Here is a 21,534-nt window from a genome sequence, read left to right on the forward strand (position 1 = left end):
GTGCGCCCTACGGTAGAACAATGTTGAAGCCCGGGTCAGGCTGATCCAGAGCCGACATCAGGCGGCCCAGCACCCCCGGGTCGCCGGTGACGTCCACGCCCGCGTCGGCGAATCCCTCGGGGGCGAGTTGTCCGGTCAGGAGCCCGTTCAGTGCGGCTCTGCTGAGCCTCAGTGACACGTCAGCTTCGGTCGGCTGGGGTGCGGTGGACTGGGTGAGGACTCCATTGGTCAGGGTGAGCCGATGCCGAACCCCGGCGTCTGTGATGTCGAAGTCAAACGACAACCGATCATCCCAACACAGCGGGGCATTGACCCGGATGGCCAACGAGTCGAACAACTGCGTCGGCGTCAGGGCAGCCAAGATATCGGGTGTCACACTGGAGACCGGTGTCCCGAATGCCCCGTGCCGGAGTTCGTGGGCGCCGGACAGGTAGGCGCAGCGCCATGTACCGCACTCGGACCCGTAGCCGAGCTGCTCCAGTGTGTCGGCCAGCAGTTCCTTCGCGTCCTTGTGGTCTGGTTGGGCGAACACGACGTGGCCCAGCACCTCGGCCACCCACCGGAAGTCGCCGGCGTCGAACGAGTCTCGGGCCTTGGCCACGACCGCGTCCGCCCCGCCCATGAACTCCAGGTACCTCTTGCCCGCCTCGACCGGGGGATGCTTCCACAGGTTGACCGGATTTCCGTCGTACCAGCCCATGTAGCGCTGATAGATCGCCTTGAGGTTGTGGCTGACCGACCCGTAGCAACCCCGGGCGTGCCACGCATTCTCCAGCGCAGGCGGCATCTGGATCACCTCGGCGATCTCGATGCCGATCATGCCCTGGTTCATCATCCGCAGCGTCTGATCGTGGAGATAGGCATAAAGGTCCCGCTGCTGACCCAGGTACTCCATGCACCGCTCATGCCCCAGGTGGGCCAATGGTGGGAGGAGAAGATCACATCGGTATCGGCACCGAACAGGTCGATCGCCTCGGTCAGATACTGCGCCCACGCGTGAGGATCACGCACCAGTGCACCGCGGATGGTGAGAATGTTGTGCAGAGTGTGGCTGGCGTTCTCGGCCAGGCACAGGACCCTCAGATCGGGGAAGAAGAAGTGGAACTCTGAGGGCGCCTCCGTGCCAGGCGCCATCTGAAACACCATCCGGACACCGTCGACCGTGAGCTCCTCGCCCGTGGTGGACACGTCGACCGTGGGCGCGATCAGCGTGAACTCACCCGTCGAGGTGGTCTGCGCCAGGCCCGCCCCCACCTGCCCCTGAGGGCCGCGGTCCAGGGCAGCCCCGTACATGTAGCCAGCACGCCGGTTCATGGCGGTACCGGCGAACACATTCTCAGCAACGGCATGCGCCATGAAACCAGACGGGGCGATGATCTGCACCAGCCCGGCATCGACGTCGGCCTCATCCACCACCCCGCGGACGCCCCCGAAGTGGTCCGCGTGGCTGTGGGTATAGATCACAGCGGTCACGGGGCGCCCACCGCGATGCTCGCGGTAGAGGGCGAGCGCGGCGCGTGCCGGTTCCGCCGTCAGGAGGGGATCGATGACGATGATGCCCGTGTCGCCCTCAACGACCGTCATCACCGAGAGATCGAGCCCTCGCACCTGGTAGATGCCCGGCACCACCTCGAACAAGCCCTGCTCGATCAGGAGGTTGGACTGGCGCCACAGGCTGGGATTCACGGTCAGCGGGGCCTCGGCCTTGAGGAATCCGTACGAATCGATGTCCCACACCACGCGGCCGTCGCACGCACGACGCCCGGTTTCAGGGCCGCGATGAAACCCCGATGGGCGTCGTCGATGTCCTGACTGTCCCCGAACGGCAGAGTCCGGGTCAGAAGTTCGTGATTGGTGGCGATGGTGGCGGTGGCGGGCTTGCTGCTGGTATCCATGAAGAGCTCCTTGAGAGTGGGAAACGTTGCTGAGTCAGTCGGCGCCGTGCAGCGCAGACATTCAGCCCTTCAGTTTCTCGGGTCGCACCCTGCCGATCATCATGAGGCTGAGCCCCTCCAGGAGCGTCTGGATGCCCAGCAGCGTGCCGAGGAGCGTGAGGGTGGCGGCGCCGAGGTTGAAGAGGACGAAGAACCCCAGCCCCAAGGACACCAGGCCGCTGAGGATCAGGAGCAGACGTCCGCTCTCCGCCCCGAACGCCCAGGCCATGCGGGTCAGTCCGCTGACGAAGAAGGTCACGCCCGCCCCGAGGGTGAGAGCGACGGCCCCCACCACCGGGTTGCGGAGGATGAACAGCCCGATCACCGCCAGAATCGCACCACCCAGGACGGCTGACCACAAGCCGCCGGTCTTGATCCGGAAGAACGATGCCGCGAGGAGGATGACACCCGAGAGCATGGTGGTCCACCCGATGACGAACACTGAGATCGCGGTGGCGAACACAGCGTTTCCTAGCAGGAACAGCCCTCCCAGCACCAGCACGATGCCGAGAATGACGTCCCAGGCTGTCCTCTTCGACGAAGCTGTTGTGGTTGACGTCATGGGACTCCCTCTGTTGTTCGTGACACCAGTATCGGGAGGTACAACGGCGGGGAGGTCACCCGTTGCGGGTGAACCGGGATGAGGAGTCAGTGGACCGTGCAGGCTGACGGCGTCGGCGCAGTTGCCCGGACATGCCGCGACCCCCCATCTGTGTCCAGATGGGGGGTCGCGGTGCTCAAGCCCTAGGAGATGCCTACCGGCACCTCACTCAGAGGGGGCGGATGTTCGCAGCTTGGAGGCCCTTCGGGCCGCGCTCGGTCTCGTACTCAACCTTCTGGTTCTCCTCGAGGTTGCGGTGTCCCGCACCAGCGATCGCGCTGAAGTGCGCAAACACATCGGCCGTGCCGTCATCGGGAGCGATGAAGCCGTAGCCCTTGTCGGAGTTGAACCATTTGACGGTGCCAGTGGCCATAACGTCATTCCTTCTTATTTCTGGACCACACTGTGTGGTCGTTCTACGATCTTAGGCCATCGAGCCCAGGATGTCGGCATTCCGGCCCCAGACTGATCTAGGATCGGCCCATGCGGCTCACTCGGTGGCTGGGCCATCCGGCCCGTGTGGTGCCGTCCGTGTACCTCTTGGCCATCGTTCTCGGCACCGGATTGCTCATGCTTCCGGCCGCCACCACCACCGGGGAGTCGGCGCCTCTCCTGCACGCCTCGTTCACCGCCGTGTCGGCGATCTGCATCACCGGGCTGACCACCGTGGACACCGCCACCTTCTGGAGCCCTTTCGGGCAGTTCATCATCATGGCACTCATCCAGGTGGGTGGCTTCGGCATCGTTACGCTGGCGAGTCTGCTCACGCTGCTCGCCACTGGGCGGATCTCCCTGCAGGGGTCACTGTTGGCCGGTCAGGAACTCCGCACGGGGTTCGGAGGGGTTCTGCGCATCCCGAAGATGATTGCCGCCGTGATGCTGGCGGCAGAGGCCGTCACCGCCGCGGTGCTCACCGTCTCGTTCCGTCCCTACACCGAGAGCTGGGCCTCGGCTGCCTGGCAGGGCGTCTTCCACGCCATCTCGGCGTTCAACAACGCCGGCTTCGCGCTCTACAGCGACAACCTGATGAGTTTCGTGGGGGATCCCGCCATCATCGTGCCGATCTGTGTCGCCGTCGTGGTGGGAGGCCTCGGGTTCCCGGTGCTTCTCGAGGTGGGGCGCCGGGTTTTCCGCCGTGGGAACCGGGCCCTCGGGTGGAGCACCCACACGAGGCTCACTGTGGCGGGCACGGTCTCGCTCCTGCTGCTGGGGGCGCTGGTTTTCGGGATCGCCGAGTGGAACAACCCCCGCACTATCGGCTCCATGCCGTGGGACGACCGGGCGCTCGCCGTGCTGGCCGGTGCGGTGTTCCCGCGGACGGCCGGGTTCAACTCCATCGACTACGGCCAGGCGAGCGAGACGACGCTTGGTCTCTACTACCTGCTGATGTTCGTCGGCGGGGGATCGGCCGGCACGGCGGGTGGCATCAAGATCGGCACCATCGGCATCATCCTTGCCACCGTCGTCGCGGAGCTTCGCGGCGAGAACCAGGTGGTGGTCGGTCATCGCGCCATCCCCGCGACCGTGCAGCGCGCGGCCCTCGCCGTCGTCATGCTCGGCGCCGGAGTGGTTGCCCTGGCCACCCTCTTCATCGTCGTCGATGACGAGTTCACGCTGCAGCAGGTCCTCTTCGAGACGATCTCGGCCTTCGGAACAGTCGGCGTGTCCACCGGCATCACCCCGCACCTGCGTCCGGAGTCCCTGATGGTCCTTATGCTGTTGATGTATCTGGGGCGGGTCGGGACGGTGTCGGTTGCGGCCGCACTGGCCCTGCGGACCCGCCACCGCCATTACGTCCTCCCAGAGGAGCAGCCAATTGTTGGGTAGATCGGGTGATCGTCGGATCACGGACGACACTGTGCTCGTCGTCGGACTGGGCTTGTTCGGCACCGCCACCGCGAAGGCACTGGCTGAAATGGGGGTGCCTCTGATCGCGGTCACCGACGATCACACCCAGGCGGTGCGTCACGCAGACGATTTCGCCCATGTCATCGAGATGGACCCCTCCGATCGCGAGGCGCTGCAGCAGATCGGCATTGATCAGATCCGCAAGGCGGTGGTGGGGCTGAGCAAGGTGGAACTGTCCATCATGACGGTCCTTGCGCTCTCCGAGATGGGGGTCCAGGAGATCTGGGCCCGCGCCGCCACCCGCGAGCACGGGGCGATCCTGGAGCGGATCGGCGCCCACCACGTCGTGTACTCCGAGGCATCCACCGGACGGCGCGTCGCCCACGCCGTGTCGGGGTACATGATCGACTACTTCGAGTTCGAGGACGGCTTCGCCATCGCCCGCACGAGGGCACCGAAAATGACCTGGGACAAGACGTTGCGCGAGACGCTGGTCCGCACCAACAACAAGGTCACGGTGGTGGGCGCTAAGCGTCCGGGTCAGGACTTCATCTACGCGGTGCCGGAGATGGTGATCGAGGCCGGTGACGAGCTGATCGTCTCCGGGCGGGTCAACCACGTCGACGCCTTCTGCCGGTTGCGCTGACCGGAACGCATGCTCGTTCGGGTCAGCGGCGTTCCCAGCTCTCGGACTGCCGGGCGATCGCGCTCGCCTGCGCGAGCCGGATCGTCGACGTCGGATCGGCGGTTCCTGTGTCGGCCCCGCCAGCCTTGGGGAGGTGACCCCCGCTGCCCGTCCGCCACGACAACCACCGGGCGAACCAGGAGAGCAGCAGGTTGATCGTGAGGTAGATCACCAGGGTGACGATGAAGAGCGAGAACAGGTAGCGGTTCCCGAAGAAGCTCGCGAGGTTGTTCATGTTGCTGCGAATGATCTCGTTGTAACCGACGATGTAGCCGAGCGACGTGTCCTTGAGGAGCACCACCAGCTGGGCGATGATGATCGGCAGCATCTGCCGGAACGCCTGCGGGAACTCCACGAGGATCTTCGACTGGAACTCGCGCATGCCGAGGCTCAAGGCGGCCTCACGCTGTCCGCGGGGCAGGGCGGCGAGCCCGGCGCGCAGCGCCTCGCCGATCAGGGTGCCGTTGTAGATGATGAGGGCGATGACGACGGCCCAGAAGGCGCCCGTCGAGGCCACCAGGAGGATGAACAGCATCATCAGCAGCACCGGCATGCCGCGGAAGAACTCCAGCATCACAGCGGTCGGGATGCGCACCCACGGCAGGAGGGAACTGCGCATCAGCGAGAACACCACGCCGAGGGCGACGGCACCGACCGCCGCGACGCCCGCGGCCCGGAGAGTGCCGACGACGCCGTTGCCGATGAAGTCCCACACCTGCGGATCGACGAAGATGTCCCATCGCGAGGCGTCGAACATCCCTGGCAGCGTGATGCCGCCCGACTGGCGCGGGGCCGCCAGGATGCCGATGATCCAGGCCGCGCCGGCGACGATGACCACCAGCGACACGATCGACCCGATGAGCGAGGCGCGGCGGGCGCGGGGTCCGGGGGCGTCGAACAGGACGCTGGTGGCACTCATCGCGACACCACCCATCGCTTCTCGAGTTGTACGGCCGCGAAGCCGAGCGGAACCGTGATCACGAGGTAGAGCGCCGCCGCCAGCACGAGGATCGGGATGACGATGTTGCCGTTGTCGTTGACGAGTTGGCGCGTCGTTGCGAACAACTCGACCACGAAGAAGCCGCCGGCAACCGACGTGTTCTTCGTCAAGGCGATGTAGACGTTGATGAGGGGAGGAATCGTCATGCGGAAGGCCTGCGGCAGGACAACCAGCGACACCGTCTGGCCGAAGCCGAGGCCGATGCTGCGGGCCGCTTCCGCCTGTCCGACAGGCACGCCGTTGATCCCCGAGCGCAGGGCCTCTGCCACGAACGGGGAGGTGTAGTAGGTGAGGGCCACGAAGGCCAGGAGGAGGAACGGAATCCGAACGCCGAGCATCGGCAGGACGAACGCGGTGAAGAGAAACACCAGGGTCAGGGGAGTGTTGCGGGCCACCTCGGTCCAGGCGGCCGCGAACCAGCGCAGGACGGGGACCGGCGAGATCCTCATCGCGGTGATGAGGGTGCCGAGGACGAGCGCGAGCCCGCCCGAGACCACCAGCAGCAGGAGTGTGACGCGGAGTCCCTCCCAGAACTCAGGCATGAGTGACCAGAGCTGCGTCATGGGCTCCCCTTCTCTGTAGTACGACGGGCCCGGCCGGCCCGGCCCGGTGGAACCGGGTCGGGCCGCGCGGGATCAGTAGCGGTCTGGCGCGGGGGGCTCGACGAACTGCAGGACCGTGCCCGCCGTCTCGTTCCACGCGGCCTCGTAGGTGCCGTCGGCGTAGCTCTCCTCGAGCACGTCGTTGATCCACATCCGGAAATCGGTGTCCTCCAGCGCGAGACCGATGCCGTAGGGCTCGGACGTGAACGGCTCCCCGACCACCTTGAACTCGCCCTCGTTCTGGGCGGCGAGCCCGGCCAGGATCACGTTGTCGGTCGACACCGCCACCACCGTGCCGTTACGCAGCGGCTCGAGGCAGTTGGAGTAGGTGTCGGTGAGCACGGGTTCTGCCCCGATCTCCGCGAGCTTCGCGGCCGGGGTGGAGCCGGTCACCGAGCAGACCGGCTGGCCGACGAGATCGGCATCACTGGTGATGTCCTCGTTGTCGGCGAGGACCAGGATCGACTGTCCGGCCATGAAGTACGGACCGGCGAAGGACACGACCTCCTTGCGCTTGTCGTTGATGGTGTAGGTCGCCACGACGAAGTCGACCTGCCCGTTCTCGATGAACGGCTCGCGGTTGGCCGAAACGGTCTCGACCCACTCGATGTTCTCCTCGGTGATGCCCAGGTGTGACGCGATGATCTTCGCGATCTCAACGTCGAAGCCTTCCGGGACACCGGAGGGGCCCATGAGTCCGAACAGCGGCTGGTCGAACTTCGTGCCGATCGTGATCTTGCCGGCCTCGTTGAGTTCGGCCATCGTGGTGCCCTCCTCGAAGGTCACCTCCTCGGCAGCCGCTGACGTGCTCGCCCCGGCAGCTGGGGAGGTGGTCTCGCTGGAGCTGCCACCGGCGCAGCCCGCAAGCGCGAACGCGCCTGCAGCCGCGAACGCGATCAGGGAGTTTCTCGTTCTTCTCATGCCTCTTCCTTTCCTGGTGTGCGGTCCGCCTAGGTGGCGGCCGCTCGATCTCCGCCCTGGGGCGGTCTGGTCAGTGATGGAGGATCTTCGACAGGAAGTCCTTCGCCCTTTCGCTCCGGGGGTTCGTGAAGAACTCCTCCGGGGTTGCCTCTTCCACGATGGCGCCGTCGGCCATGAACAGGACCCGATCCGCAGCCTTGCGCGCGAAACCCATCTCGTGCGTGACGACGACCATCGTCATCCCCTCAGCCGCGAGGCCGACCATCACGTCGAGCACCTCGTTGATCATCTCCGGGTCGAGCGCGCTCGTCGGCTCATCCAGAAGGATCAGCTTCGGATCCATGGCCAGTGAGCGCGCGATCGCCACCCGCTGTTGCTGGCCGCCGGAGAGCTGGCTCGGCATCTTCTTGGCCTGATCGGCGACCCCGACCCGTTCGAGGAGGCGCATCGCCTTGTCGTCGGCGTCCTTCTTGTTCATGCCGCGCACCCGGATGGGTCCGAGCGTGACGTTCTCGAGCACCGTCTTGTGCGCGAAGAGGTTGAACGACTGGAAGACCATGCCGACGTCGGCGCGCAACCTGGCCAGGTCCTTGCCCTCTTCCGGCAGTGGGCTCCCGTCGATGGAGATCGTGCCGGAGTCGATGGTCTCGAGCCGGTTGATGGCCCGGCAGAGCGTCGACTTCCCTGAGCCCGAGGGGCCGATGACGACGACTACTTCACCGCGGTGGACCACCGTGTTGATGTCGCGGAGGACGTGTAGCGCACCGAAGTGCTTGTCGACGTGATCGACCACGACGAGAGGGCCGCCCCGCCCCACGTTCACATGAGAGGTGTGAAGCGCGGATGCATCCGGTGAGGCCATACCAGCACCATACGAGGCTCCGGACGTTCCCAACAAGGAATACGGGCCGATTAACGGACCTGTAACAGGAAGGGAACGCCCGGATCGCGTGAGCCGGACGCGCGTTGCGTCAGGCGAGACCCTCTTCTGCCAGCCAGTCAGCGGCGATGTCGGCGGCGGGAAGCTGCTCGGTCACGCTGCGGTTGTTGAGGGCGATGAGTTCGTCGGGGCTCATGGCCGCGCTCACGCCGTCGATGATGGCGGCCGCCTCGGCGGTGACGTCATCGCTGGCCAGCGGCACGAGGTGCGAGGCCAGGAAGAGCCCTTCATTGTCCTCGAGCGAGACGAGATCGTTCTGGGCGATGGACGGGTCCGCTGTGTAGACGATGGCCAGCTGGATGTCGCCGTCCTGCAGGGCCTTGACGGTGAGCGGGCCGCCGCCGTCCTCGATGGGCGTGAAACCGACCTCAAGGCCGTACTTCTCGGCCAGGCCCAGAGGTCCGTTGGGGCGGGTCTCCGCCTCCGAGTTGGCACCCAGGGTCAGGGGGGTGGTCACGTTCGCGAGATCGGCGATGGTGGCCAGGTTCCATTCCTCAGCAAAGGCACGGGTGACGACGTAGGAGTCCTGATCTGTGGCATTGGACTGGGCCAGAACGCGGAGCCCGTCGGGGACAACGTCCTTCAGTTCGGCGAAGACATCCTCGGACAGGCGCGCCGAGGAATCCGGGGACCAGTACTGCAGGAGCGGCCCGGTGTACTCCGGGAAGAGGTCGATGGTTCCTGCCTCGATCTCCGGCAGGTAGGCCTCCCGCTGCCCGATCCGCAGCTGGCGGTCCACCTCGAAGCCGCCCGCTTCGAGAGCCTGGGCGTAAATCTCCGCAACGATCTCGTTGGAGTAGTAGTCCTGGGATCCCACGACGATCGCGGCGGCGGGCTCCGTGGAGGCACCGCTCTCCTCCGGCGATTCGGTCGCGAGCGGATCAGCGCCGCCGCACCCGGCCAGGGCCAGTCCTGCGGCAAGGGGAACGATGAGGGAAAGAGCGAAGCGAGCCATGGTCAGGTCCTTATGCGTAGAGGTGAGGTGACAACGTGGGATCGACGGGCGGAGGCAGACGCGGGATCTGCGATACGCAACGACCAGCGCTGGCAGGCAGCCAGCGCCAGTTCCAGGATGAGGGCCAGCGCGATCACCACGATGGACCCGCCCAGCATCTGGGCATAGTCACGGGTTTTCAGGCCGGCGAAGAGGTACCGCCCCAGGCCGTGGTCCGAGGTGTAGGCGGCGAGGGTGGCCGTGGCCACCACCTGAAGGGTGGCCGCACGGAGGCCACCGAGCATCACGGGTAGCGCCAGCGGAGCCTCGACGCGGAGCACCACCTGTGCCGGGCTGAAGCCGATGGCCGACGCCGCCTGGGGGATCGAGGGGTCGATGGCCTGGAACCCTGAGTAGACGCCCGCCAGGAGCGACGGCACGGCAAGGACCACGAGGGTGAGGATGGGAGCCTCGAGGCCGATGCCCAACCACAGCCCGAACAGGGTGAGGAGGCCCAGCGAGGGGATGGCCCGCGCGGCGCCCGTGACGGCGCCCACGGCGGCCGCGCCGCGCCGCGTGTGACCGACGACGACGCCAGCGGGTACCGCGACCAGCGCGGCCAACGCCACGGCGACCGCAGTGATGGCAAGGTGCTCGCCGACGCGGACCGGGATCCCTCCGGCGCCGCCCCAGTTGGCCGCGTCCCCCAACCAGGCCAGGGCCTCGAGGAAGAGACTCATCGCCGTACCTCCACGGCGACCGCCGGGCTGCTTCCCGAGGCGCGGGTCCACGGCGTGAGGGCGTGGCCGGCCACGACCAGTAGCCCATCCAGCACGAGGGCGAGCAGCACGGTCAGCACGACGCCGGTGCCTACTTCGGCGACGATGCCACGCTGGAACCCGTCGGTGAGAAGCGTCCCGAGGCTGGGGACGCCGATCAGGGCCCCGATAGTCACCAGCCCTACGGTCGACACGGTCATCACCCTGACCCCCGCCAGGATCACCGGCGTCGACAGGGGGAGATCCACCCGCCAGAAGACGCTCGACGGGGAATGGCCCACGGCCACCGCCGCGTCTCGGACCCGCTCATCGACAGAGCCGAACCCGTCGGCGACACTGCGCACCAGCAGCGCCACACCGTAGGCGCTCAGCGCGGCGATCATGGTGGCCGCCGAGCGGAGCGGGGTGCCGAGGATCACAGGAATGACGATGAGCAGCGGAAGCGCAGGCACCGCGTACAGCAAGCTGGCGACGGCGAGCAGTGTTGCCCCGAAGCGGGGCCGGCGGAAGGCCAGCCTCCCCAGGGGCACCGCCACGAGGATGCTGATCAGCACGGCAGGCAGGGTGAGCAGCAGGTGTCCGATGGACAGCTCGACGACCTGCGGCCAGTTGTTCACCAGCCAGGTCACTCGATGATCCCCACTGCCCGGCCCTCGGCGTCCACCGCGACACTGCGGCCCCGCACCACTTCCACCCGGAGGCTGCGGCTCCCGCGATCGGCCCCGATGAAGTCCCGCACGAAGTCGTCAGCCGGGGCCAGCATGATCTCGACGGGGGTACCGCGCTGGGCGATCTGGGCCTCCGGCCGCAGCACCACCACTTCGTCGCCCAACCGGAAGGCCTCGTCGACGTCGTGGGTGACGAACACGATGGTCTTGCCCAGCTCGGCTTGCAGGCGGAGCAGCTCGTCCTGCAGCTCGCGCCGCACGATGGGATCCACCGCCCCGAAGGGCTCGTCCATGAGCATGATGTTGGGGTCCGAGGCGAGCGCCCGGGCCACGCCCACCCGTTGCTGCTGCCCGCCGGAGAGCTGGGACGGATAGCGCCCGGCGAGGGCCGGATCCAACCCCACCCGCTCCAGCAGGCCGATGGCCTGGGCGCGTGCGTCGCGACGCGTGGCGCCCGTGAGCAACGGCACCGTGGCCACGTTGTCCGCGACCGTGCGGTGCGGGAGCAGCCCGCCACTTTGGAGGACGTAGCCGATGGATCGGCGAAGCCGCACCGGGTCCGCGGCGCGCACGTCCTCGTCGTCGATGAGGACACTGCCCGAACTGGGATCCACCATCCGGTTGACCATGCGCATGAGCGTGGTCTTGCCGCTTCCGGAGGAGCCGAGCAGCACGACGCAACGATGCGAGGGCACCGTCAGGGAGAAGTCCCTGACCGCGACCGTCCCATCCGGGTAGAGCTTGGAGACGTCGCGGAACTCGATCACCCCGCCAGCTTATGAGTCGCGCAAGCCCCTCCGGTGTGATCCGGCCACTAGGCTGGATGCCTGATGCGGATTGGTCGCGACGAGGCGGGCACAGCGTTCGAGCGGGAGCGCAAGTTTTCTCTGCCCGATGGGGCAGCGATGCCGGATCTCGGGGTCCTGGGGCCGGTTTCGCCGATGCGCACTCTTCGCCTGCGGGCCGAGTACTTCGACACCCCAGCTGGAGCCCTCGCGCGCGCCGGGCTCACGCTTCGGCGCCGTTCAGGCGGCGAGGACGACGGGTGGCACCTCAAGACGCCGGGCCCGAACGGATCCAGGCTCGAGCACAGCCTCCCGCTCGGGGCACCGTGCAGGGTCCCGGCCTCCCTGCGCGCCACTGTGGCCGACGTTGTGGGCGAGGACCCGCTGCTGCCGGTTCTGCTGCTCCGGACGAGAAGGCGGATCACGCACCTGTTCGGCGAGAGCGGCCGGATCCGAACGGAGATTGCGGTGGACCGGGTGCGGGCGCGCCCCCTGGGCGAACTGTCCGACGGGACCCGGTCGTGGTGCGAGGTGGAGGTGGAACTTGCCACGGGTGAACCAGAGTCCACCTTGGATGAGGTGTCCTCGCTGCTCCTGCGCTCCGGCCTTCGCCCTGCGGTGCATGCATCGAAGGCTCAGTTGGCTCTTGCGTCCTGCGCTGGGCGGGGCACCGCCCGCGACACCGCCGCCCACGCGGTCACAGCCGAGCTCGCACGGCACTTCGGCCAGTTCCAGGCCTTGGACACGGCGCTCGTCACGGACGAGGACGACGCTGTGCACCAGGCAAGGGTCGCGCTGCGCCGACTCCGAAGCATCCTCACGGTGTTCGGCCGAACACTCGCCGCACCAGATCTACCGGGGCTGGTGAGCGAGCTCCGATGGGCCGGCGTCCTCCTGGGTGGTCCCCGGGACACCGAGGTCATCCTCGCCCTCATCGACGACCTGGCCGGCGAGGTCGGGCTCAGCGTGGACGATCACGCCCGGATCCGTGTCCACCTTGCGCGGCGCCACGACGACGCGCGCGGGCTGCTGCTCAACTCCATGGCAACCCCCCGGTGGGACGCGCTGCACGAGCGGATGATAGGCCACCTGCTGCGGGCGAAGGCCTCCAGATCCGGGAGGAGGCATGCCTCCCTCGAGCTGCGGCGCCTTGCCGATCGCGCAGACGACCGGGTCCGACGCCGCCTTCAGCTGGCGCAGTCCCACCCGGGCGACGTGAGCCTGTGGCATGACGTCCGCAAGGCCGCCAAGGCCGCCCGCTACGCGCACGACGTGGTGGCTGGACTCCCTGGTTCCCGTTCCGCGGACGAAGAGTGCGCCTCCGCCTGGAAGGATGTGACCTCGGCGTTCGGGGATGTCCAGGACCTGGTGATCGCCCGGCGGGAGGTGGGCCTTCTCGGCGGCCCCACCGTCGGCACCCTGATGGACCTCGCCGACCGTCGGGCCGACTCCGCACTCGCGGAGGCCAGGGCCGCACTGCTCCTCGCACTCCCCGCGAGGGCGCCGGACCTGACCCCCTGAGCCGGATGACGGCCCTATCGGAGTCGGCGATCAGTTCGCCTCGAGGGCCGCCTCAACCGCCTCCTCGACGGTGCGGTGCCGGAACTCGAACCCTTCGGCCAGGAGTCGCTCGGGGCGCACGTCGGCATCCGAGGTCAACACCGACTCGGCCGTGTCCCGACCGAGCAAAGCGTTCAGCGCGAACTCGGGCGCGGGGATCAGGAATGGACGGTTCAGGCGTCTCGCCAACGCCCGCCCCAGGTCGTTGGCCGTGGCGGGCGTGGGGCCCGCCAGGTTCACCGGCCCGGCGATGTCGTGGTCGATGACGTGCCTGATGGCCCGGACCTCGTCGTCGAGCGAGATCCACGGCCACACCTGCGTACCTCGACCGATGGGCCCGCCCACCCCCAGCCTGGTCAGCAGGATCAGGGGCTTCAACACCCCCTCCGGATGCACTATGGGAGCGGTCCGCAGAGTGGCCACCCGGGCGCCTGGGCCGGCCAGAGCCGCCTCGGCCTCCCACGCGACGCAGAGCCGCGCCAGGAACGTGCTGCCTGGAGGAGAAGCCTCGGTGAGGACCTCGCCCGGAGAGGACCCGTAGTAGCCGACGCCCGAGGCGGAGATGAGGGCAGGACCCCCCGCACCCACCGCCCGCACGGCGGTGGCCGCCACGCGGGTGGGGATCAGCCGCGACTCCCAGAGGGTGCGACGGTAGCTGCGCGTCCACGGCACCCTGCCGATGCTCGCTCCGTTGAGCACCACCAGCGCGCGGGCGCCCTCGAGGACGGCCGGATCGAGCGGCTCCAGGCCCGGGGGCCACAGCACCTCGGTGGGACTGCGCGGCGTGTCCCGCACCAGAGTCGTCACATGGACGCCGTCTGCCCTCAGGGCCTCCACCAGCGCCCTCCCGATCAGCCCTGAGGCCCCCGCGACCACCACTTTCTGCGCATTCATGCCGAACCTCTCATGGGGCAGAGACTGCCACACCTCTCATGGGCGAGAGGCCATTTTTCATTCCGAAATGCTTGCCAAATCTGCGGACCCGTGCGAAGGTGAACTCAGACAGAGCGGTTCAAACCACGTGCCGACTCCGACTCTTCCGTAAAGGTGAGTTGAACCATGGCGACTGTCCACACCCCCGCAACCCCAGCAATCACTGAGCGCGACGAACGCGCCCTGGAACTACTTCAGCGGCTGGGCGCTGAAACCTCCGCCACCGCCCGTCAGAGCCTTCTGGATGAGGTGGTGGTGATGCACCTGGATCTCTGCGAGGCACTCGCGCGGCGCTACGCCAACCGCGGCCTCGATCTCGACGACCTGATCCAGGTGGCCCGCGTCGGGCTGATCTGCGCGGTCCAGCGCTTCCGCCCCGAGGCCGGCACCTTCGTCCCGTTCGCGGTGGCCACGATCACCGGAGAGATCAAGAGACACTTCCGCGCCGGCTGGATGGTGCGTCCACCCCGCCGGTTGCAGGAACTCCGCCCTGACGACGCCCCTGGTGGCGGCAGGGCTGCCGGTGAACGCGAAACGCTGGCGCTGGCCTTCCGGCCGATCTCCCTCGATGCCCCCACAGGCACCGACGACGGCGCCCCCGGGCTCCAGCTACCCGCAACCGACCACGACCTGGAGCTCATCCCGGACCTGATCACGCTGAACTCGGCGATGCGTCGACTCAGCCCTGTGGAGCGCCGAGTGCTGCATCACCGCTTCGTCGACGATCTGCCCCAGGCGGAGATCGGCCGCCTTGTCGGCGTGAGTCAGATGCAGGTCTCCCGGATCCTGGCACGCGTCCTGGGCGAGCTCCGCGATGAAATGGAGCCCGCTGCCGCGTGAGCGGCCCACCCGGCCCGGAAATCGGATGTTTGAAACTCCGGGTATCGGGTACGAAGACAGTGAGACGGCATCCGCACCCGCGTGGAGCCGATTCGGAAAACCGAGGAGGGAATCATGGGAATCGACGACAGCATGCGCAAGGCCGCAGACGAGGTTGCCGGCCGCGCCAAGGAGATGTGGGGCGACGCCACGGACAACGAAAGGCTCGAGGCCGAGGGCAGGGCCCAGCACCGGAGCGACGACGCCGGGCATGCCCACCACGACACCGATGACACCCGCCTGAATTATCCCGATGACGACGTGACCGGCGACCTGCGTACCGCGCCTGGTGACGACGGGACCATGCGGGACCACCTTCGCGACGACATGGGCCAGGCGCACGTCCGCGACGTCCTACCCGACGCACCCAGCGCCACGCCAGGCGACGACGGAACCCTCCGGGACAGCCTCCGCGACGACATGGGCCAGGACCTGCACCACGATCCCGCCACCGCAGACCTGCGGGACACCCCCCGGCGCGATCAGATCTGATCACCACCACCTACAAAGAACAAGGAGTACGACATGGGAACCATCTTGTGGATCATCGCCGCGGTGCTTGTCATCGCCGGCATCCTCGCCATCGTCCGGAGCCAGCTGGTGTGGGGCATCGTCCTGATCATCCTCGGCCTCCTCGTGGGACCGGGCGGCGTGAGCTTCTTCACCTGAGCCTGACCTAGACCGGCCCATTGACGGCGCCCCCCCGCACCTGCGGGGAGGCGCCGTCAACGCGTTCGGTGGCGCCTCAGACGAAGATGACCTGCGCGCCCTCTGACAGTTCGATGAAATCTGCGGCGCTGATCACGTCCTCCACTCCCTCGTAGAGGTCCGACTGGGTGAGGCCGTTCATGTCGAAGCTCAGCTTGCAGCCCCACAGGTGGCCGCCGGAGGCGACGATGATGTCGAGCATCTCGCGCACCCCCGGGATCTCCAGGTCGTCAAGTTGCTTGCGCATCATCTTGGTCGCCATCTTGGTCATGCCGGGGATGGCGCCCATTCCTGCCCACACCGGCATGTTGGGAGCCATCGGCAGGTGCATCGCCGTGTTGCCGAGCATGGTGAACTTCAGATCGTCCATCGTGCGCTCGGTGACCAGATCGAAGCCCCAGAACGTGAAAAAGATATGCGTCTCGACGCCCTCGCCGAGAGCGGCGTTGGCCATGATCAGCGCCGGGTAGGCCATGTCCAGGTTGCCCTTGGATGCGATGAAGCAGATCTTGCGGGGGCGGTCTCCACCCGACGACGGGGCCGCGAAGTCCGATGGTTTTGCCTTGGCTGGGGCCGCGTTCTGGTCGGCCGCGGCGGGAGTCGGGGTGGGGCGGGCGCCACCGAAGTCGGGGATGATGGGGGTGTCAGAAATCTCGGTCATGGGCAGTCCTTCCTAGACGCAGCCCTTGGGCTTGGGCAGCCCGGCGATGTAGGACATCTTCTTGGCGGGTTTGCCGGGAAACAGCCTGAACAGCTGCTTCATGTCGAAACCCCCGACGCTGGCGACGCGGCGCAGGGTCGCGGTCTCCTTGCGGGCCGGGTAGTCGGCTCGCAGGAAATGCAGCACCTTCCAGTGCTCATCGGTCAGCTCGTCTATGCCGGCGTAACCGGCGAGGATGGGGGCGAGGTCCTCGTCCCATTGCTTGTACTCGGTGAGGAAGCCCTCGTCGTTGACGTCGATGGCTCGGTCCCCGATGCGGGTGGTGGGCACAGGTTCTCCTTAGAACTTGGGGATGATCGGATTGGGCAGCACCGACGAGGGGTCGGCGGGGGAGTCGACACCCTTGGCGGGCACGTAGGCGGCCACTGGTACGGCATCCCTGGAAGGGGAGGTTGGGCGCGACGCCGGGCGCGGCGCGGACTTGCGGGGAGTGGCCGCGCGGGAGACGGCCTTAGCCGCCTTGGGCGCCTTCGAGGCGGGAGCGGCGTGCCCGCGCTTCCCAAGCGCCCTCAGGAAGAGGTCCTTGTTGGAGGTGCCTGAGGCGTCGCCCTCCACGTTCTTGCCCAGAAGGTGCATGTCCGTGGTGAAGGGGAGCGGGCGCCCGCGCAACAGGAACTCCCAGTACACGAACCGGAATGCGAGCTTGGCCAGGTGGTTGGAACGGGATTCGCCCAGGAGCGTCATCGGCCCTAGGCGGGGGAGCGGGAACCCGCCTGTGTAGGGCTGGGTGCCGTAGTTGAAGTCCAGCAGCATCCCCTTGCCGTGACCGGTCTCGATGAAGCAGTTGGCGTGCCCGTCGAAGTGATGGGGCAGCTCCTGGCCGGCGATGTAATAGGGCCAGTTCTCCATGAACACGTCCACGGAGAAGTGGGCCACCGAGCCGGCCTTCGACGTCTGCAGGGTGCCGCCGTCACCGAGGACGAAGATGTCCGGATGCGCGAGGGAGCGCATGGTCTGCTGGTCGCACGGCACGAGGTTCATGTCATCGCCCAGCCCTGATCGGGCCACGTACTCGGCGCCGAAGTTCAGCGGGATCGAGACCAGCAGGTCGTAGGGGACGCGCCGATCGTCGAAGGAGACGAGCTCCTTGGCCTCGGTGTCCACCCGCTCGACGGCGAAGTCTGCTTCAAGGCGGATGTCGCGATCCTTGAACATGGTGCCCAGCTCTCGCGAGGCGATCGGTTTGGTGAAGGCGCCGTCCAGGGGGGTGACGTAGACGATCTCCACCTTCTTCCGCGTCTTCCGCTCACGGAAGTAGGCGTCGGCGAGGAACGTGAACTCGAGAGGGGCGACCGGGCACTTGATGGGCATGTCCGTCAGGTGCACCACGAGCCGTCCCCCCCGGAACTGCTTGAACGCCTCCGCCAGGGCGATGGACCGCGGCAGATCGTAGAAGTGGTGGACGTCTTCCGCGTCCGCGCCAGGGGTGAGGTCCGGCCTCGGCTCCACTCCCGTGGCGATGACGAGGGTGTCATAGTCCAGTTCGCGGCCGTCCGCCAGGTGGACGGTCTTGGCGTGAGCGTCGACCCTGTCGATCTCCGCCAGAACCAGTTCCACCCCATCGGGGATGAAGTGGTGCCGGGAGCGCACGATCTTGCCCTCGTCGTAGATGCCGAAGGGCAGGAAGAGGTACCCGGGTTGGTAGTGGTGGTCGTCGTCGCGATCAACGACGGTGATCTCAAGCTCCGCTGGCGGGTACGCCGATCGCAGCTTATTGGCGACCATGGTGCCGGCTGTTCCGCCGCCCAGGATGACCAGTCTCCTCATTGAGGCTCCTCCGAAGAAGTGGTGGTTCCCATAGCCTATACGGGTTGGGGTATACAAAATGCAGGGGGGCCACTTTCTACGACGAGACGTAGGACTTCACGGGACGGTCGCCACATCGTTTCCCTCGACGCGGTGATCGCGACGATGCGCCAGACCGGTCTTGACATGCACAGCAAGAACAGTCAGACCAGTGCGGGCGGGCTGGCCGTGAACGTCGTCGAGTGCTGAGGCACCCCCGATCCGGCCGAAACCGACACGACCCGCACCCGCCGGGCTAGCGTTCTTGGCAGGAGGTGGCCCATGGACATCATTCTCATCCCCGGCCTCTGGCTGGACGGCTCGTCATGGTCCCGGGTGGTGCCTTTCCTTGAGAGGGCGGGCCATCGCGTCGTGGCCCTGACCCCGCCGGGCCACGACGGACAGGATCCCGCCGCGGTGACCTACGGCGATCTGGTGGCGGCGGTGGTCACCGAGATCGACAATTCCGCCGACCACGTCATCCTCGTCGGTCACTCTGCCGGGTGCGCGGCGGCCTGGGCGGCCGCGGACCGACGGCCGGACAGGGTGGGCTGCGTGGTGCTGGTGGGCGGCTTCCCGATCCCGCACGGCTCGCCCATCCTGGACGGCTTCGAGCCCGTCGACGGCGTCCTCCCCTTCGTGGGGTGGGCCGCGTTCGACGGCCCTGACACCGCAGACCTCGACGAGTCCGCCAAGGCCGAGCTCGAGGGCCACATGACCCCGGCGCCAGGGCAGTACGCCCTGGGCATCCAGGAACTGAGCGACGACAGGCGCTACCGGATCCCCGTGGTCAACGTCTGCACCGAGTACTCCGCGGACGAGCTGCGGTCCTGGTCCGAGCAGGGCTTCGCCCCCGTCAGCGAGCTGCGCAAACTCCAGCACGCCGGTTATGTGGACCTGGAGTCCGGCCACTGGCCCCAGGTCAGCCGGGCCGGGGACCTTGCCGAGGTGATCCTCCGCGCCGCGACCGTGCGCTGACGGCGTAACGGACACCCTCCCCGGGAGTTTCGCGCGGCCACTAGTTTGGTGGGACAACACCTGGCACACGAGGAGTCACCGATGACCTACCGCCCCGAAACGCTCGCCGTCCACGCCGGTCAGGAGACCGCTGATTCGGCCACGAACGCCCGCGCCGTGCCCATCTACCAGACCACCAGCTACGTCTTCGACGACGCCCAGCACGCCGCAGACCTCTTCGCCCTCGCCCGCCCCGGCAACATCTACACCCGCCTGATGAACCCCACCCAGAGTGTCCTCGAGGCGCGCGTCAACGCGCTCGAGGGCGGCGTCGGGGCCCTGGCCACCGCGTCCGGTGCCGCGGCGATCACCTACGCCGTGCTCAACCTCACCTACTCGGGCGACAACATCGTCGCGCTGTCGACGCTCTACGGCGGCACCTACGCGCTCTTCGCCCACACGCTCAAGCAGTTCGGCATCGAGGCCCGCTTCGTCGATCCAGGCAAGCCGGAGGAGCTGGCCCAGCACGTCGATGCCCACACCAAGCTGGTCTTCGGTGAGACGGTGGGCAATCCCGCGCTCAACGTCATCGATCTGGATGCCTGGTCCGAGGCGGCGCACGCCCTGGGCCTGCCGTTCATCGTCGACAACACAGTGCCGACCCCCCACCTCACCCGGGTGTTCGACCACGGCGTGGACATCTCGGTGCACTCCGCCACGAAGTACCTGGGCGGCCACGGCACCTCGCTGGGCGGAGTGCTGGTGGACTCCGGGCGCTTCGACTGGGCCGCGCACAGCGACCGTTTCCCCGGCCTGACGCAGCCGGATGCGGCGTACCACGGTGTGGTGTGGACCGACGCGGCCGGCCCCGCCGCCTACGTGATCCGGGCCCGCACCGTACTGCTGCGCAACACCGGCGCGGCGATCGCTCCCATGAACTCGTTCCTCCTGCTGCAGGGCATCGAGACGCTCCATCTGAGGATGGAGCGTCACAGCGAGAACGCGCTCGCGGTGGCCAACTTCCTGACCGCGCACCCCAAGGTGTCCTGGGTCAACTACCCGGGCCTCGAGTCCAGCACCACCCACGAGATCGCCACGCGCATCCTCAAGGGCGGCTTCGGTGGCCTCGTCTCGTTCGGCGTGCAGGGCGGCCGCGAGTCCGGCACCCGGCTGGTGGAGGCTCTGGAGTTGTTCAGCCACCTCGCCAACATCGGCGACGCGAAGTCGCTGGCCATCCACAACGCGTCGACCACCCACTCGCAGCTCTCCGACGAAGAACTTGCCTCCGCAGGCGTGCCGGCCGAGATGGTGCGGTTGTCCGTGGGCATCGAACACATCGAGGACATCCTGGCGGATCTCACCCAGGCGTTGGACCGAATCTGAGTGAGTCGCGGGGAGTGGGGGCGGGTACCGTTCCCTCCCCACCCGCTCCCCGAGGAGGGCCGCCCGCGAAGCGGCGTGGCCCGTCTCGAAGGGTTGTGACTACCACCTTCACGCAGTTCTTGTGGTCGGGTGCGGTGAGGCGTGAGTCGATGCCCGGGCGGCCGTTGACCAGGGTCTCGATGTCTCGGCCGTCTGGGTCGGTGGTCGGGTTGTGGAGGCCGCCCGGGCATCGTCTCGCGTCCCCCCGCACTCGTCTGGCTTGTGGCGTGGTCTTGTCCCGGGCGTGGGCCGGCAGGGCGGCGTTGGGGTCGGGTCTGCTTGGGCGGGATGCCGGTGGGGTGATCCTCGGGTTGGGCACCGCTGCGCAGTGCCGCCCTGCCGTTCCTCACCCTTGTGTCTATGTGCGGTTTATCGACCCTTCGAGACGTCCTGCGGTCGCTTCGCGACGCGGGACCCTCAGGGACCGAGCTCAGGCGGCGGCCTGTATAGCGGCGTGTCCCGTCCACATCCGTCGCCTGAGGAGGGCCATCCGCGGAGCGGCGCGGGCCGTCATTTCGCTCCCTGAGGAGGGCAGCCCGCGAAGCCTCGTGGCCCGTCCCCCTCGCTCCCTGAGTTGGGCCGCCCGCGAAGCGGCGTGGCCCGTCTCGAAGGGTTGTATCTGGACCTGACAACCAATCCCTGACCCACTAAGGCCGCTGCCCGGCACCGGTGGGCCAACTTGAGAGGACCGCTAGGGCTGGGTCGGCGTCGACTGCTGGTGACGCCGATCCGCCTCGATGTCCTCCTCGGCGATCGAATGGTCGGAGGAGTGCAGATGCTCCCCGCCGTCCGGCCCGTCGGTCTGGCGTCGGGTGAGCTCGCTGTCGTCGACGACGGGGGTGTCGTCGGGGTTGGTGACCGGGTCGCTCATT

General features: G+C 67.5%; 26 protein-coding genes. 8 read left to right on the forward strand and 18 right to left on the reverse strand.

All coding sequences use genetic code 11. The annotated features are described in order from the left end of the window. Positions 1–7: 7 nt before the first annotated feature. The 5 genes from H5399_RS18010 to H5399_RS09290 form a co-directional block, all read right to left on the reverse strand. On the reverse strand, positions 8–895 hold the full coding sequence (locus H5399_RS18010) for an alkyl sulfatase dimerization domain-containing protein (RefSeq protein ID WP_255422198.1): 888 nt from the start codon (positions 893–895) through the stop codon (positions 8–10). Next, positions 832–1,686, reverse strand: coding sequence for an MBL fold metallo-hydrolase (locus H5399_RS18015; RefSeq protein ID WP_370585730.1), 855 nt, complete (start codon positions 1,684–1,686; stop codon positions 832–834). The genes H5399_RS18010 and H5399_RS18015 overlap by 64 nt, the downstream gene beginning before the upstream one ends. A 2-nt stretch (positions 1,687–1,688) precedes the next feature. After that, complete coding sequence (locus H5399_RS18020) at positions 1,689–1,895, reverse strand: hypothetical protein (protein ID WP_255422199.1); 207 nt, start codon at positions 1,893–1,895, stop codon at positions 1,689–1,691. A gap of 61 nt (positions 1,896–1,956) precedes the next feature. Next, on the reverse strand, positions 1,957–2,496 hold the full coding sequence (locus H5399_RS09285) for an HdeD family acid-resistance protein (protein WP_182782769.1): 540 nt from the start codon (positions 2,494–2,496) through the stop codon (positions 1,957–1,959). 208 nt (positions 2,497–2,704) lie between these two features. Next, on the reverse strand, positions 2,705–2,908 hold the full coding sequence (locus H5399_RS09290; RefSeq protein ID WP_182782770.1) for a cold-shock protein: 204 nt from the start codon (positions 2,906–2,908) through the stop codon (positions 2,705–2,707). Between the two features lie 110 nt (positions 2,909–3,018). On the opposite strand from H5399_RS09290, the gene H5399_RS09295 reads away from it, so the two are divergent. Then, positions 3,019–4,362: a TrkH family potassium uptake protein gene (locus H5399_RS09295; RefSeq protein ID WP_182782771.1), complete on the forward strand. Its 1,344-nt coding sequence runs from the start codon at positions 3,019–3,021 to the stop codon at positions 4,360–4,362. Next, on the forward strand, positions 4,355–5,029 hold the full coding sequence (locus H5399_RS09300; protein WP_220489310.1) for a TrkA family potassium uptake protein: 675 nt from the start codon (positions 4,355–4,357) through the stop codon (positions 5,027–5,029). Before H5399_RS09295 ends, H5399_RS09300 begins: the two co-directional genes overlap by 8 nt. Before the next feature lie 22 nt (positions 5,030–5,051). Here the strand turns inward: H5399_RS09300 and H5399_RS09305 are convergent, their stop codons facing one another. The 8 genes from H5399_RS09305 to H5399_RS09340 all read right to left on the reverse strand — a co-directional run bounded on the left by H5399_RS09305 (position 5,052) and on the right by H5399_RS09340 (position 11,679). Next, entirely contained in the window at positions 5,052–5,987 is a 936-nt protein-coding gene (locus H5399_RS09305) for an amino acid ABC transporter permease (protein ID WP_182782772.1), read from the reverse strand. Next, positions 5,984–6,631, reverse strand: coding sequence for an amino acid ABC transporter permease (locus H5399_RS09310; protein ID WP_182782773.1), 648 nt, complete (start codon positions 6,629–6,631; stop codon positions 5,984–5,986). The genes H5399_RS09305 and H5399_RS09310 overlap by 4 nt, the downstream gene beginning before the upstream one ends. 72 nt (positions 6,632–6,703) lie before the next feature. Next, positions 6,704–7,591 carry a glutamate ABC transporter substrate-binding protein gene (locus tag H5399_RS09315; protein WP_182782774.1) on the reverse strand — a complete coding sequence of 296 codons (888 nt, stop codon included), beginning with the start codon at positions 7,589–7,591 and terminating at the stop codon, positions 6,704–6,706. A gap of 70 nt (positions 7,592–7,661) precedes the next feature. Further along, a complete protein-coding gene (locus tag H5399_RS09320) occupies positions 7,662–8,453 on the reverse strand; it encodes an amino acid ABC transporter ATP-binding protein (RefSeq protein WP_182782775.1) in 792 nt (263 codons plus the stop codon). A 109-nt stretch (positions 8,454–8,562) separates the two neighbouring features. Continuing rightward, a complete protein-coding gene (locus tag H5399_RS09325) occupies positions 8,563–9,486 on the reverse strand; it encodes an ABC transporter substrate-binding protein (RefSeq protein ID WP_182782776.1) in 924 nt (307 codons plus the stop codon). Between the two features lie 2 nt (positions 9,487–9,488). Beyond that, entirely contained in the window at positions 9,489–10,205 is a 717-nt protein-coding gene (locus H5399_RS09330) for an ABC transporter permease (RefSeq protein ID WP_182782777.1), read from the reverse strand. After that, on the reverse strand, positions 10,202–10,873 hold the full coding sequence (locus H5399_RS09335; protein WP_182782778.1) for an ABC transporter permease subunit: 672 nt from the start codon (positions 10,871–10,873) through the stop codon (positions 10,202–10,204). Before H5399_RS09335 ends, H5399_RS09330 begins: the two co-directional genes overlap by 4 nt. Continuing rightward, positions 10,870–11,679: an ATP-binding cassette domain-containing protein gene (locus H5399_RS09340; RefSeq protein ID WP_182782779.1), complete on the reverse strand. Its 810-nt coding sequence runs from the start codon at positions 11,677–11,679 to the stop codon at positions 10,870–10,872. Before H5399_RS09340 ends, H5399_RS09335 begins: the two co-directional genes overlap by 4 nt. A 63-nt stretch (positions 11,680–11,742) precedes the next feature. On the opposite strand from H5399_RS09340, the gene H5399_RS09345 reads away from it, so the two are divergent. Then, positions 11,743–13,218 carry a CYTH and CHAD domain-containing protein gene (locus tag H5399_RS09345; protein ID WP_182782780.1) on the forward strand — a complete coding sequence of 492 codons (1,476 nt, stop codon included), beginning with the start codon at positions 11,743–11,745 and terminating at the stop codon, positions 13,216–13,218. Between the two features lie 30 nt (positions 13,219–13,248). Here H5399_RS09345 and H5399_RS09350 read toward each other — a convergent pair whose 3' ends face one another. Then, entirely contained in the window at positions 13,249–14,151 is a 903-nt protein-coding gene (locus tag H5399_RS09350) for a TIGR01777 family oxidoreductase (protein WP_182782781.1), read from the reverse strand. A gap of 165 nt (positions 14,152–14,316) precedes the next feature. Here H5399_RS09350 and H5399_RS09355 point away from each other — a divergent pair, with 165 nt between their 5' ends. From H5399_RS09355 to H5399_RS09365, 3 genes are all read left to right on the forward strand, one after another. Further along, the gene (locus tag H5399_RS09355) at positions 14,317–15,030 is read left to right on the forward strand and encodes a sigma-70 family RNA polymerase sigma factor (protein ID WP_182782782.1); all 714 of its coding nucleotides are present in this window, start codon (positions 14,317–14,319) and stop codon (positions 15,028–15,030) included. A gap of 114 nt (positions 15,031–15,144) precedes the next feature. Continuing rightward, on the forward strand, positions 15,145–15,561 hold the full coding sequence (locus tag H5399_RS09360) for a CsbD family protein (protein WP_182782783.1): 417 nt from the start codon (positions 15,145–15,147) through the stop codon (positions 15,559–15,561). Between the two features lie 33 nt (positions 15,562–15,594). Then, a complete protein-coding gene (locus tag H5399_RS09365; protein ID WP_182782784.1) occupies positions 15,595–15,738 on the forward strand; it encodes a GPGG-motif small membrane protein in 144 nt (47 codons plus the stop codon). A 76-nt stretch (positions 15,739–15,814) separates the two neighbouring features. Here the strand turns inward: H5399_RS09365 and H5399_RS09370 are convergent, their stop codons facing one another. From H5399_RS09370 to H5399_RS09380, 3 genes are read right to left on the reverse strand one after another with little or no spacing between them, the layout of a single operon-like run. Continuing rightward, positions 15,815–16,438 carry a DsrE/DsrF/DrsH-like family protein gene (locus tag H5399_RS09370; protein ID WP_182782785.1) on the reverse strand — a complete coding sequence of 208 codons (624 nt, stop codon included), beginning with the start codon at positions 16,436–16,438 and terminating at the stop codon, positions 15,815–15,817. 12 nt (positions 16,439–16,450) lie between these two features. Next, entirely contained in the window at positions 16,451–16,768 is a 318-nt protein-coding gene (locus tag H5399_RS09375; RefSeq protein WP_182782786.1) for a TusE/DsrC/DsvC family sulfur relay protein, read from the reverse strand. 9 nt (positions 16,769–16,777) lie between these two features. After that, a complete protein-coding gene (locus H5399_RS09380) occupies positions 16,778–18,265 on the reverse strand; it encodes an NAD(P)/FAD-dependent oxidoreductase (protein ID WP_182782787.1) in 1,488 nt (495 codons plus the stop codon). A 300-nt stretch (positions 18,266–18,565) separates the two neighbouring features. On the opposite strand from H5399_RS09380, the gene H5399_RS09390 reads away from it, so the two are divergent. Both H5399_RS09390 and H5399_RS09395 read left to right on the forward strand, forming a co-directional pair. Beyond that, positions 18,566–19,261 carry an alpha/beta hydrolase gene (locus tag H5399_RS09390; protein ID WP_182782788.1) on the forward strand — a complete coding sequence of 232 codons (696 nt, stop codon included), beginning with the start codon at positions 18,566–18,568 and terminating at the stop codon, positions 19,259–19,261. 81 nt (positions 19,262–19,342) lie between these two features. After that, complete coding sequence (locus tag H5399_RS09395; RefSeq protein WP_182782789.1) at positions 19,343–20,623, forward strand: O-acetylhomoserine aminocarboxypropyltransferase/cysteine synthase family protein; 1,281 nt, start codon at positions 19,343–19,345, stop codon at positions 20,621–20,623. Between the two features lie 730 nt (positions 20,624–21,353). Here the strand turns inward: H5399_RS09395 and H5399_RS09400 are convergent. Next, positions 21,354–21,533: a hypothetical protein gene (locus tag H5399_RS09400; RefSeq protein ID WP_182782790.1), complete on the reverse strand. Its 180-nt coding sequence runs from the start codon at positions 21,531–21,533 to the stop codon at positions 21,354–21,356. Between the last annotated feature and the right edge of the window lies 1 nt (position 21,534).

This window comes from Tessaracoccus sp. MC1627, assembly GCF_014164725.1.
GTDB lineage: Bacteria > Actinomycetota > Actinomycetes > Propionibacteriales > Propionibacteriaceae > Arachnia.

Excerpts from the sequence above, each read along its gene's own strand:
- H5399_RS09370 (WP_182782785.1), bottom strand. The coding sequence starts at position 16,438 with ATGACCGAGATTTCTGACACCCCCATCATCCCCGACTTCGGTGGCGCC.
- H5399_RS09365 (WP_182782784.1), top strand. The coding sequence starts at position 15,595 with ATGGGAACCATCTTGTGGATCATCGCCGCGGTGCTTGTCATCGCCGGC.
- H5399_RS09390 (WP_182782788.1), top strand. The coding sequence starts at position 18,566 with ATGGACATCATTCTCATCCCCGGCCTCTGGCTGGACGGCTCGTCATGG.
- H5399_RS09395 (WP_182782789.1), top strand. The coding sequence starts at position 19,343 with ATGACCTACCGCCCCGAAACGCTCGCCGTCCACGCCGGTCAGGAGACC.
- H5399_RS09350 (WP_182782781.1), bottom strand. The coding sequence starts at position 14,151 with ATGAATGCGCAGAAAGTGGTGGTCGCGGGGGCCTCAGGGCTGATCGGG.
- H5399_RS18010 (WP_255422198.1), bottom strand. The coding sequence starts at position 895 with ATGGAGTACCTGGGTCAGCAGCGGGACCTTTATGCCTATCTCCACGAT.
- H5399_RS09315 (WP_182782774.1), bottom strand. The coding sequence starts at position 7,591 with ATGAGAAGAACGAGAAACTCCCTGATCGCGTTCGCGGCTGCAGGCGCG.
- H5399_RS09290 (WP_182782770.1), bottom strand. The coding sequence starts at position 2,908 with ATGGCCACTGGCACCGTCAAATGGTTCAACTCCGACAAGGGCTACGGC.
- H5399_RS09295 (WP_182782771.1), top strand. The coding sequence starts at position 3,019 with ATGCGGCTCACTCGGTGGCTGGGCCATCCGGCCCGTGTGGTGCCGTCC.
- H5399_RS09285 (WP_182782769.1), bottom strand. The coding sequence starts at position 2,496 with ATGACGTCAACCACAACAGCTTCGTCGAAGAGGACAGCCTGGGACGTC.
- H5399_RS09325 (WP_182782776.1), bottom strand. The coding sequence starts at position 9,486 with ATGGCTCGCTTCGCTCTTTCCCTCATCGTTCCCCTTGCCGCAGGACTG.
- H5399_RS09330 (WP_182782777.1), bottom strand. The coding sequence starts at position 10,205 with ATGAGTCTCTTCCTCGAGGCCCTGGCCTGGTTGGGGGACGCGGCCAAC.
- H5399_RS09320 (WP_182782775.1), bottom strand. The coding sequence starts at position 8,453 with ATGGCCTCACCGGATGCATCCGCGCTTCACACCTCTCATGTGAACGTG.
- H5399_RS09400 (WP_182782790.1), bottom strand. The coding sequence starts at position 21,533 with ATGAGCGACCCGGTCACCAACCCCGACGACACCCCCGTCGTCGACGAC.
- H5399_RS09360 (WP_182782783.1), top strand. The coding sequence starts at position 15,145 with ATGGGAATCGACGACAGCATGCGCAAGGCCGCAGACGAGGTTGCCGGC.
- H5399_RS09380 (WP_182782787.1), bottom strand. The coding sequence starts at position 18,265 with ATGAGGAGACTGGTCATCCTGGGCGGCGGAACAGCCGGCACCATGGTC.
- H5399_RS09345 (WP_182782780.1), top strand. The coding sequence starts at position 11,743 with ATGCGGATTGGTCGCGACGAGGCGGGCACAGCGTTCGAGCGGGAGCGC.
- H5399_RS18020 (WP_255422199.1), bottom strand. The coding sequence starts at position 1,895 with ATGGATACCAGCAGCAAGCCCGCCACCGCCACCATCGCCACCAATCAC.
- H5399_RS09310 (WP_182782773.1), bottom strand. The coding sequence starts at position 6,631 with ATGACGCAGCTCTGGTCACTCATGCCTGAGTTCTGGGAGGGACTCCGC.
- H5399_RS09305 (WP_182782772.1), bottom strand. The coding sequence starts at position 5,987 with ATGAGTGCCACCAGCGTCCTGTTCGACGCCCCCGGACCCCGCGCCCGC.
- H5399_RS09355 (WP_182782782.1), top strand. The coding sequence starts at position 14,317 with ATGGCGACTGTCCACACCCCCGCAACCCCAGCAATCACTGAGCGCGAC.